General features: G+C 44.0%; 12 protein-coding genes. 11 read left to right on the top strand and 1 reads right to left on the bottom strand.

All coding sequences use genetic code 11. The annotated features are described in order from the left end of the window. The first annotated feature begins 44 nt into the window (after positions 1–44). The 3 genes from Q1J64_RS00060 to Q1J64_RS00050 all read left to right on the top strand — a co-directional run bounded on the left by Q1J64_RS00060 (position 45) and on the right by Q1J64_RS00050 (position 2406). Positions 45–812: a menaquinol-cytochrome c reductase cytochrome b/c subunit gene (locus tag Q1J64_RS00060; protein WP_301107050.1), complete on the top strand. Its 768-nt coding sequence runs from the start codon at positions 45–47 to the stop codon at positions 810–812. A 270-nt stretch (positions 813–1082) separates the two neighbouring features. Beyond that, positions 1083–1676 (top strand): lipoprotein heptaprenylglyceryl N-acetyltransferase LhaT, encoded by a 594-nt coding sequence (gene lhaT / locus Q1J64_RS00055; protein WP_301107053.1) that lies wholly within the window; start codon positions 1083–1085, stop codon positions 1674–1676. Positions 1677–1737: 61 nt separating this feature from the next. Continuing rightward, the gene (locus Q1J64_RS00050; RefSeq protein WP_483315979.1) at positions 1738–2406 is read left to right on the top strand and encodes a zinc metallopeptidase; all 669 of its coding nucleotides are present in this window, start codon (positions 1738–1740) and stop codon (positions 2404–2406) included. 56 nt (positions 2407–2462) lie between these two features. Here Q1J64_RS00050 and Q1J64_RS00045 read toward each other — a convergent pair whose 3' ends face one another. Further along, the gene (locus tag Q1J64_RS00045) at positions 2463–3335 is read right to left on the bottom strand and encodes a YitT family protein (protein WP_301107049.1); all 873 of its coding nucleotides are present in this window, start codon (positions 3333–3335) and stop codon (positions 2463–2465) included. 105 nt (positions 3336–3440) lie between these two features. Here Q1J64_RS00045 and Q1J64_RS00040 point away from each other — a divergent pair, with 105 nt between their 5' ends. From Q1J64_RS00040 to panD, 8 genes are all read left to right on the top strand, one after another. Continuing rightward, complete coding sequence (locus Q1J64_RS00040) at positions 3441–3776, top strand: nucleotide pyrophosphohydrolase (protein ID WP_301107048.1); 336 nt, start codon at positions 3441–3443, stop codon at positions 3774–3776. Beyond that, positions 3777–4577: a 4-hydroxy-tetrahydrodipicolinate reductase gene (gene dapB / locus Q1J64_RS00035; protein WP_301107047.1), complete on the top strand. Its 801-nt coding sequence runs from the start codon at positions 3777–3779 to the stop codon at positions 4575–4577. A 25-nt stretch (positions 4578–4602) separates the two neighbouring features. After that, on the top strand, positions 4603–5745 hold the full coding sequence (gene bshA / locus Q1J64_RS00030; protein WP_301107046.1) for an N-acetyl-alpha-D-glucosaminyl L-malate synthase BshA: 1143 nt from the start codon (positions 4603–4605) through the stop codon (positions 5743–5745). Next, complete coding sequence (locus Q1J64_RS00025; protein WP_301107045.1) at positions 5742–6932, top strand: CCA tRNA nucleotidyltransferase; 1191 nt, start codon at positions 5742–5744, stop codon at positions 6930–6932. The genes bshA and Q1J64_RS00025 overlap by 4 nt, the downstream gene beginning before the upstream one ends. Further along, complete coding sequence (locus tag Q1J64_RS00020) at positions 6910–7893, top strand: biotin--[acetyl-CoA-carboxylase] ligase (protein WP_301107044.1); 984 nt, start codon at positions 6910–6912, stop codon at positions 7891–7893. The genes Q1J64_RS00025 and Q1J64_RS00020 overlap by 23 nt, the downstream gene beginning before the upstream one ends. Positions 7894–8137: 244 nt before the next feature. Then, complete coding sequence (gene panB / locus Q1J64_RS00015; protein ID WP_301107043.1) at positions 8138–8977, top strand: 3-methyl-2-oxobutanoate hydroxymethyltransferase; 840 nt, start codon at positions 8138–8140, stop codon at positions 8975–8977. Then, complete coding sequence (gene panC / locus Q1J64_RS00010) at positions 8974–9852, top strand: pantoate--beta-alanine ligase (RefSeq protein ID WP_367183469.1); 879 nt, start codon at positions 8974–8976, stop codon at positions 9850–9852. Before panB ends, panC begins: the two co-directional genes overlap by 4 nt. Continuing rightward, positions 9849–10232, top strand: coding sequence for an aspartate 1-decarboxylase (panD, locus tag Q1J64_RS00005; protein ID WP_301107042.1), 384 nt, complete (start codon positions 9849–9851; stop codon positions 10230–10232). The genes panC and panD overlap by 4 nt, the downstream gene beginning before the upstream one ends. Positions 10233–10541 lie beyond the last annotated feature (309 nt).

Below are 10541 nucleotides of genomic sequence, written 5' to 3'. Positions count from 1 at the left end.
TTTTTTGGTTAGGGTCATCTGAAATTTAAGAAGGAGGGAATAACATGCACCGCGGAAAAGGGATGAAATTTGTTGGAGATTCGCGCATCAAAGCTTCAAACAAAATGCCGAATACACCAAAAGATTACTCAGAATATCCGGGTAAAACCGAAGCATTCTGGCCAAACTTTCTATTGAAAGAGTGGATGATCGGATCGATCTTCTTGATCGGCTACCTGATTGTTACTCTTGCACACCCGTCACCGCTTGAGCGTCAAGCGGACCCGACGGATCCTCTGTATATACCGGTTCCAGACTGGTATTTCCTATTCATGTATCAATTACTGAAATATGAATTCGCATCCGGTCCTTTCAACGTGGTCGGTGCCATCATCATTCCAGGATTGGCATTTATGGCTTTAATGTTGGTTCCTTTCATGGATACAACAAAAGAAAGACGTCCATTTAAGCGTCCGTTGCCAACTGGATTCATGATTCTTTCGTTCTTAGCGATTTTCTACTTGACTTGGGAATCAGTTGCTAACCATGACTGGGAAGCTGCAAAAGTTCAAGGTGCAATCGTTGATGAAGTAGAATTTGATGAAACAGCTGAGGGCTTTGAAATCTACCAGGGCTCTTCCTGTATTAGCTGTCACGGTGACTCCTTCCAAGGCGGACTGGGTCTACCATTGACAAATACAGGTATGACAGCAGATGAAATTATTGAAATTGCTCATGATGGCCGTGGAGGAATGCCTCCTGGTACATGGGAAGGTTCGGATGAAGATCTTCAAGTACTCGCTGAGTTCATTGAAGGTTTGAATACGAAGTAAGGAAAAAGAGTCAGGAAACTGACTCTTTTTTTCTATATACACTGAATGAAAAGTGGAAAGCGCCGTCCAGGCTCGACAGGCACTGGAGGTCTTGCCGATAAAGGTGCGGTCTTTGCACCTTTTCGGCAAGACCGAAGTGACCCGAGAGCCTGGCGCTTGCAACTGGCCATCTGAAAAGTGGAAAGCGCCGTCCAGGCTCGACAGGCACTGGAGGGCTAATACATACAAATATCCAAAAAATAAGGGGGATTGTTTTTGCGTATTTTATTCATGCAGCTCCGGATGATCTTATCTCACAAATCTTTTTTATGGATTCTGCTCTTTATCAATATATTTGGAACGGTTTACGGATATGACTGGTATATGTGGCAGCTGGAAATAACGGAACCTAAGTTTTGGATTTTCGTGCCTGACAGCCCAACAGCTACCTTGTTTTTCTGTTTCGCCATCATTGGCTGGTTAATGAAACGCCATTTCAAGTTAATGGAAGCGCTTGCGCTTATCACACTTGTGAAATATGGTATTTGGGCAGTCGCCATGAATTTTCTGACGCTCGTAGAGACAGGTTCGATCGGCTGGGTTGGCTGGATGCTGATCGGCTCGCATTTGGCAATGGCGCTGCAGGGAGTACTTTACTTGCCGAATTATCGATTCACCGGATGGCATATAGCCATCGCTGCGATTTGGACGTTGCATAATGATATTATTGATTATGTATTCGGCCAAATGCCGATTTACCATGACCTGATGAAGTATAGTCCGCAAATCGGTTATTTTACCTTCTGGATGTCGATTGTGTGCATTGGAATTGCTATTTGGAGCCTGCGCTCAAGACACGCTTCACTTAAATTAGACCGTAGTTAAAAGTTGCAGTTAGCAAGTATACATTATAAAATTAGAGTAGAAAGAAAGGGGAGAGATCGGCTTGTTCTTGATCTATTTAGGTATTATTATATTGCTACCGCTTTATGCACAGTTTAAAGTGAAAAGCACTTATAAGAAATACTCAAAAGTCGCTTCCACGTCAGGTATGACGGGAGCGCAAGTGGCTCGTCTTATTTTAGACCAAAATGGTTTACATGATGTGAAAGTAGTGGAAAGCCAAGGATTCCTAAGTGACCACTATAATCCGATGACAAAAATTGTAGCATTATCTTCAAGTAACTATCATGAAGCATCGGTTGCCGGAACAGCTATTGCTGCGCACGAGGTAGGCCATGCGATTCAGGATAAAGAGGCGTATGCATTCCTGCGCTTCCGTCACAGACTGGCACCTGTTGCTAGCTTGACGTCAAACGCTTCTTGGGTGTTTATTATGATCGGTCTGATTTTCTCGAGCATGAACTCTTTGCTTGGGATCGGGATTTTATTAATGGCTGTCGGAGTTTTATTCCAAGTCGTTACATTACCTGTAGAATTTAATGCTTCTTCACGTGCAATGGATCAAATCGTTGAACATGGAATTATCCGTAACGATGAAGAGCCATTGGCGAAAAAAGTATTGAGCGCTGCCGCTATGACATATGTGGCTGCTACTGCAGTGGCTGTTCTGGAGCTAGTACGTTTAGTATTGATCTTCACAAACCGTGATTGATTGTATGAAATCCATATAAAATAAAAGGCTGTCCGCTGATTTTAGCGGACAGCCTTTTAATCTTGTATTGGACGTTTCTGTTCGTCCAATGTAAATCCTTCACCCATCACATCGTGGACTTCCATTAATGAAACAAACGCTTCGGGGTCAACTGAATTAATGATATTCTTCAGGCGGATCATTTCGTTCTTACCCACTACGCAATAGAGAATTTCGCGGTCAGCTTTAGAAAAATGCCCATAGCCTTTGAATACCGTAACACCTCGTCCCATTACTGTGCCGATCATCTCTGCAAGTTCGTCTGGATTATTAGTGATAATAAAGGCTCCTCTTGCTGAATACGCTCCCTCTTGCACAAAATCAATAACTCTTGCACCGACGAATAAAGCGACCAGTGTATACATCATCGAGCGATAATCCAAATACACAGCCCAAGACAGCAAAATGACCACTGCATCAAATGCAAACATGGTTTTTCCCATTGTAATGCCGTATTTCTTATGCGCAAGCCGCGCAATAATATCCGATCCGCCTGTTGTACCTCCGCTTCGGAAGATAATACCGAGCCCAACACCGATGAAAACACCGGCAAATAAAGCTACTAGGAATAAATCACCTTCCATATGGATCTGCACTTGATATTTCATGAAGATCTTAATGAAAACGGATACAGCGACCGTACCAATCACGGTATAAATAAACGAACGTCTCCCGAGCATCTTCCATCCGAGAAAGAACATCGGGATATTCAGCACCAGGTTCATTAATGCGGGATCCCATTGAAGCGCAAACAGCAAAATTAGCGTAATTCCTGTAAATCCACCTTCCGCCAACTCATGCTGAATCGTGAAGTTGACCAATCCAAAACTAAAAATAGCTGCCCCAAGTATGATTAATAATATATTGCGTATACGGATGCCATTAAACAACTTCAACACTCCTTTAATTCGAGCAATATAAACAGTATGTCCCAAATATTTTATTTTGACAATAGTCAGCGAAATGCATACGATAGGAAGAGGAGCTGATATCGCATGGAAACGACTAAAACAATGGTACAATTACAGCAAGAAGTTGATACATACATAACTGGCTTTAAAGAAGGCTACTTTCCTCCAATGGAACTGATGGCTCGATTAACAGAAGAGCTTGGCGAACTGTCCCGCGAAGTCCAGGACCGCTACGGTATGAAAAAAAAGAAATCAACAGAAGCCGTACGGACACTAGAAGAAGAAACAGGAGACCTTTTATTCGTCTTGATTTGTTTCGCCAACTCACAAAATATTAATTTAACTGAAGCGCTGGATACCGTGATGGAGAAATTCCGAACGAGAGATGCAGATCGCTGGACCAAAAAGGAGGAATTGTAAATGACAATCAAATTAGCGATAGCAGGCGCACGCGGGCGCATGGGCGGGACGGCAGTACTTGCGGCGAATGAAGCGGCAGATATAGAGGTAGTAGCTGCACTTGATTATAAACATGATGGAGAATTTCTACATAATGAAACAGTAACAGGTATGGAAGGCGGAGTTCCCATTTATACATCGCTTTCTGCACTAAACGCGGCGCATCATCCTGATATCCTGCTTGATGTGACAGATCCTGATGCGGTTTTTGCCAATGCAAGTGAAGCGCTGACACTCGGTCTGCATGTTGTCATTGGAACGTCGGGACTGACAGACGATATGCTTTCAGATTTAGAGAGCTTATCAAAAGAGCAACAAAAAAGCTGTATTATTGCCCCGAATTTTTCTATCGGAGCTGTTTTAATGATGAAATTTGCACAGCAGGCTGCTCGTTATTTAGGTGATATTGAGATTCTTGAAATGCACCATGATCGGAAACTTGATGCACCGTCCGGGACAGCAGTAAAGACTGCAGAAATGATCCGTGAAGTGAGGGCAGCACATATTCAAGGGCACCCGGAAGAGCAGGAAAAACTTGCAGGAGCAAGGGGAGCAGACGTCGAAGGAATGAAGATTCACAGTATTCGTTTGCCTGGATTGCTTGCACATCAGGAAGTGCTGCTTGGAGGAGAAGGCGAATTACTGAAAATTCGTCATGATTCATTTGACCGTAAGTCGTTTGCGCCGGGAATTTTGCTGGCGATTCGTGAAGCAGTCTCAACAACTCAGTTCGTCTATGGACTGGAAAAGATTATCGATTAAACATCCCAGTGAGGCGGTAGAACGTATGCAACAACAACGGAAATTAAAAGTAGGTGTCATCTGTTATCCCTCATTGGGAGGATCTGGAGTTGTCGCAACGGAACTCGGTTTAAAGATGGCGAACAGAGGTCATGAAATGCACTATATCACGTCCAGTAAACCGTTTCGATTTCTCGATGCACATCCGAATATCCAGTTCCATGAAGTGACGATCGAAGGGTATGCGGTATTTAAGTATCCGCCGTATGATATTGCGCTTGCTAACCGAATAGCGCAAGTCATCGAGTCGGAGAACCTGGATCTTTTGCACGTCCATTACGCAGTGCCCCATGCAATATCTGCAGTTTTGGCGAAAGATATGGCTGAATCAACGATTGGAATCATCACAACGTTGCATGGCACAGACGTAACAATTCTTGGCTACGATCCGGCATTAAAAAACACACTATCGTATGGAATTAATAAGTCAGACCGTGTGACAGCAGTATCTCATTCACTGCAAAATGAAACAATCGCACTTCTGCAACCGAAAACTGAGATCCAGACAATTTATAACTTTATTGATGAGGATAAATATTATCCGCGTGAAACAACGTCATTACGTGAAGAGCTTGGAATTGTAGCTGGCGAAAAAGTGCTGATTCATATTTCAAACTTCCGGAAAGTTAAACGAATCCCTGATATCATTAAAAGCTTCGAATTAATACGTATGCAGCACGATGTAAAATTACTTCTGGTCGGTGAAGGTCCAGAAAAATTTGATTTGGAAGAGTATGTGAAACAAGCAGGTCTCGAGGAAGAGATCCTGTTCTTAGGTAAGCGCGATGATCTTCCAGAATTATTATCACTAAGTGACGTCATGCTGTTGCTTTCTGAGAAAGAAGCATTTGGACTGGTACTGCTTGAAGGCTTCGCATGCGGAGTACCAGCTGTTGCTTCTGCGATTGGCGGCATCCCGGAAGTTGTGGAAGACGGATATAATGGCTATCTTGTTGAACTTGGTGATGTACAGGCCGTAGCAGAGAGAGTATCCCGAATACTGAGCGATGAGGAGCTGCGTAAACAAATGAAAAAGCATGCAATCCAGACCGTACAAGAACAATTCAGTTCAGAGTACATTGTTTCACAGTATGAAGCATTATATGAAGAAGTGGCGGAGATAAAATGAAAACTTCTTTTGGATCAGCAGCCAGCCGAAGTGTCGTCAGGCAATTGGCGGAAGCTGGTTACGAAGCCGTATTTGTCGGCGGTGCGGTACGAGACTTTGTACTAGGCACGGAACCAACGGATATCGATATCGCAACGTCAGCACTGCCTGAACAAGTAAAAGAGATATTTAGCCATACAATAGATATCGGCATCGCACATGGAACGGTGCTCGTCCTGTTGGAGGGCGAACCGTTTGAGGTCACGACATTCAGGACAGAAGGCACTTACAGTGATCATCGGCGGCCAGAGGAAGTGTTCTATGTCACTTCATTGAAAGAAGATCTCCAAAGGCGTGATTTTACGATCAATGCATTGGCAATGACGCTGGAAGGTGAACTGGTCGATCTTTTCGGAGGATTACAAGATTTGAATGACCAATTGATTCGCTGTGTGGGAAGTCCTGAAGAACGTTTCCGTGAAGATGCATTGCGAATTTTTCGTGCGCTGCGCTTTTCTTCCGTACTCGATTTTCGGATTGAGCAGGATACGCTGGACGCGATGAAAAAAATGGCGTTTGAATTAGGCCATATCGCGAGAGAGCGAATTAAATCGGAACTGGATAAGTTGTTGAATGGCCAGAATCCTTGCACCGCTTTCCGCTACAGCAGGGAAATCGGGCTTCCTGAACTGTTTCCCGAGTTGTTTTCTTCATTTGAACGGTTGGAAGAGTTTGCGCCTTTCCGGAATGTACGTCACGGCTGGGCAGCGATGCTTACGTTAAGTGAAAGTAACCCTGCAAAACTTGCGAGACAGTTTAAACTGTCCAACGAAGAGAAACATTTTCTGAAACAGATGGAGGAAGCTTCTGCGATTAGGAATCAACGTCTATATAACGACCTTGATCTTTATGATTTTCCGCTCGATGTACTGGAAATATCTGAAAGCATTCATTTGTCGCAGTATCCCCGTGAAAAAGCTGAACCACTTGATCAAATAGCTGCACGAAAGCAAAGTTTACCAATCCAGCATCGTTCTGAATTGGCGTTTACTGGTACCGACTTATTGCAGTGGTCAGGCAGACGTGGCGGAAAATGGACGAGCGAATGGATACGAATCATCGAAGAAGCGGTTGTATGCAGACAGATTGAAAATGACGCCCAGGCGATAAAGGAATGGTTTGTCTATGAAATTTCCCGTAAAGAATGAGTTACTGAAAAGATTATTTGCTGCACAAGGTGAGCCGGTTTCAGGTCAGGACATAGCCGATGAATTCGGTCTGTCCCGCACGGCAATCTGGAAATATATTAAGGAACTTGAAGAAGAGGGCTATGAAATTGGTTCGATGCGTAAAAAAGGCTATTATTTAATAAAAGCGCCGGATTTAGTGAATGCTGCGAATATCAGTACATATTTGGAGACGGAGCGTTACGGCCGTCATATCCATTACTTCTCAACATGCCCGACGACGCAGACGATTGCACATGAAGAAGCACAAGGCGGAGCAGCTGACGGCACCCTTATTATCTCGGAAGAACAGACAGCAGGTAAAGGGCGTCTGGCACGGCCTTGGACTTCAAACGCGGGGCGCGGTATCTGGATGAGTCTGATCATCCGACCAAGACTGGCACCACAGCAAGCTCCACAGCTGACACTTGTAGCGGCGGTGGCAATTGTCCGCGCAATAGAAGACGTGGCGGAGATTCAGCCTGTCATTAAATGGCCTAATGATATTTTACTTAACGGCAAGAAAGTGACAGGTATTTTGACGGAGCTGCAGGCAGATCCCGACCGTGTCAAAGCGATCATTCTCGGTATTGGATTGAATGCCAATCAAGAGTCGGAAGATTTCCCGGATGAGTTACAGTCTATCGCCACTTCATTGAAAATCGAAAAAGGCGAGCATATAGACCGGGCAAAACTAGTAGCGAAAATCCTGCACTATTTGGAGCACTACACTGCACTCTACATAGAAAAAGGATTCGCACCGATAAAGTTATTGTGGGAAAGTTACGCTACTATAACTGGCAAGCGAATTACCGCCCGGATGGTCAATGAAACAGTGGAAGGGACAGCGCTTGGGATATCATCAGAAGGTATGTTGGAACTGAAGCTGGATGACGGAACAGTGCGAGGAATTTATTCTGCTGATATAGAAATCAAGAATTAAAACTATACAGAATCTTACTGTTTTGATATAGTATACATCGTAGGGCGGTATCAATGAAGAGCTGCACCTGTAATTGAGTTGAAATAGCAAGTAGATCTGCCTTGATCTGAAAAGACAGGGACGGAGGATGCATTCACTAATGCTTACGCAACCCTTCTGTCCAATTATGGATCAGCAGGGTTTTATTTTTGTGAAAATGGACAAGAATACCCGCTGAAATCATTCCAAAAGGAGAAGATGAACAGTGAAAACTACAACAGATTTTTCAAAGATGAAAGTAGCGGGAGATAAAATCAGTATGCTGACTGCCTATGATTTCCCAACAGCACAAATTGCAGAGCATGCAGGTGTTGATGTACTGCTGGTCGGTGATTCATTGGGAATGGTCGTATTAGGATACGATTCGACAGCACTCGTGACACTTGACGAAATGATCCACCACGGAAAAGCGGTGCGCCGGGGAGCAAAAGATACATTTGTCATCATGGATATGCCTTTTGGAACCTATCACGGTTCTGCGGATCAAACGCTACAGCAGGCACTTCGTTTATTCCAGGAAACTTCTGCGAATGCAGTAAAAATGGAGGGCAGCGGCGAAGTGATCGACAAGATTCATTTGCTGACAACAGCAGGAATTCCCGTATGTGCACATTTAGGACTGCTTCCCCAATCAGCAGGCGTAACGGGCGGCTATAAAGTACAAGGGAAAACAGCTGCAGCTGCTCAGCAATTAATTGAGGATGCCAAAGCTTGTGAAGCTGCAGGAGCATTCATGATTGTCGTTGAATGTATTCCGTACCAATTGGCAAAAGAAGTGGCGGCTGCTATATCCGTTCCGCTCATCGGAATCGGAGCAGGAGCAGAGACAGACGGACAAGTACTTGTTTTCCATGATATGGTGCGATACGGAAATCACAATCTGCCAAAGTTCGTAGAAAGCTATGCAGAGGTAGGAAAAGATATTGAAGGTGCGATCAAACTCTATAATCTGGCAGTGAAAAATGGTTCATTCCCATCTGAAAGCCATCGCTTCACAATGAAAGAAGAAGAGCTTGATGCTCTGTACGGAGGTAAGAAACTATGAATGCAAATGCGACCATGCAAATAGTTCGCTCGGTAGCTGAACTGCAGAATATTTTAAATCCACGACAGCGGGAAGGCCGGACAGTCGGCTTCGTTCCGACGATGGGCTTCCTTCATGAAGGACATCTTGCGCTGGTCGAACAGGCAAGAAGAGAACATGATTTGGTTGTCATGAGTATTTTCGTTAATCCTGCACAATTTGGGCCGGGAGAAGACTATGAGGCTTATCCTCGAGATGAGCAGCGGGATGCAGAGCTTGCAGCGGCAGCGGGTGTGAATTATTTATTCATTCCGTCCGTCAAAGAAATGTATCCTCATGACAGCTCGATCCGGATCTTACCGGGCGCACAGGCAGAACAGCTTTGTGGTGCCAGCAGACCCGGACATTTTGACGGGGTTCTGAAAGTATTGCTGAAGCTATTCAATATCGTTAATCCTGATGAATCCTACTTTGGAATGAAAGATGCACAGCAATTAGCAATTATCGAGACGTTTGTGCGGGACTTTAATTTGCGAACGGCGATTAACCGTGTCGAGACAGTCCGTGAAGAAGACGGCCTGGCGAAAAGTTCACGTAATGTCCATCTGACTGATTCAGAACGACAAGAAGCAAGCGCGATATACCGCGCACTAGGCAGCGGAAAAAAGAGTTATTATGAAGGTGTTCCACTTAAAGAAGTGGAGAAGATTGTCAGTTCAGCGATTGAGAATAATACGTCAGGCACAATTGATTACATCAAAGCATTAGCATATCCTTCTTTGAATGAAAATTTCAGCGATGCAGACGAAATCATTATTGCAACTGCTGTGAAATTTTCTTCGACAAGGTTAATAGATAATATTATTATGTCAACTATAAAGGATGAGAAAAAATGATTAGAATGATGATGAATGGAAAAATCCACCGCGCAACCGTTACAGAAGCCAACCTGAACTACGTAGGCAGTATTACAATTGACCGTGATCTATTGGATGCTGCAGGCATGCTGCCAAATGAAAAGGTACAGATCGTCAATAATAACAACGGAGCACGCTTCGAAACATACATTATTGCAGGCGAAAGAGGAAGCGGCGTGATCTGTTTAAACGGTGCAGCAGCACGCCTAGTACAACCTGGCGACATCGTCATCATTTTGAATTATGTCTACCTCTCCGACGAAGAAGCACGCACACATCAACCAAACGTTCTAATCATGGACGAGCAAAACCGTATCAAAGAACTTATTACTGAAAAACCTGGTGTGGCTATTTTTTAAGTCTGGTTGTAACTAATTAGGGTTGTATTCTGGTGAGTTACGCCTATTGATGAGTGCTATGATGCTATCTACTGAATAAGTACTGAAATACAAGCCAGTGTAGCGGAGTGGAGGGCGGCGACTCCTTCTTGGAAATACGATAGTGACAAGGTTTATCGCGTTCTGAGTAAGACCAAAAAATATTTTTTCGGATGTATCTGTAGTATGTGTTCCCTAAATATACATGACTTTACGTATTATGTAAGTAGAAGAAAACGCTTCGCTGACAGTTACAGAAACTGTTAATGAGTTATGGCATGCACTTGTGGA

Source organism: Sporosarcina sp. (assembly GCF_029257255.1).
Classification (GTDB): domain Bacteria; phylum Bacillota; class Bacilli; order Bacillales_A; family Planococcaceae; genus Sporosarcina.
This window is presented reverse-complemented; position numbering and strand designations above follow the sequence as displayed.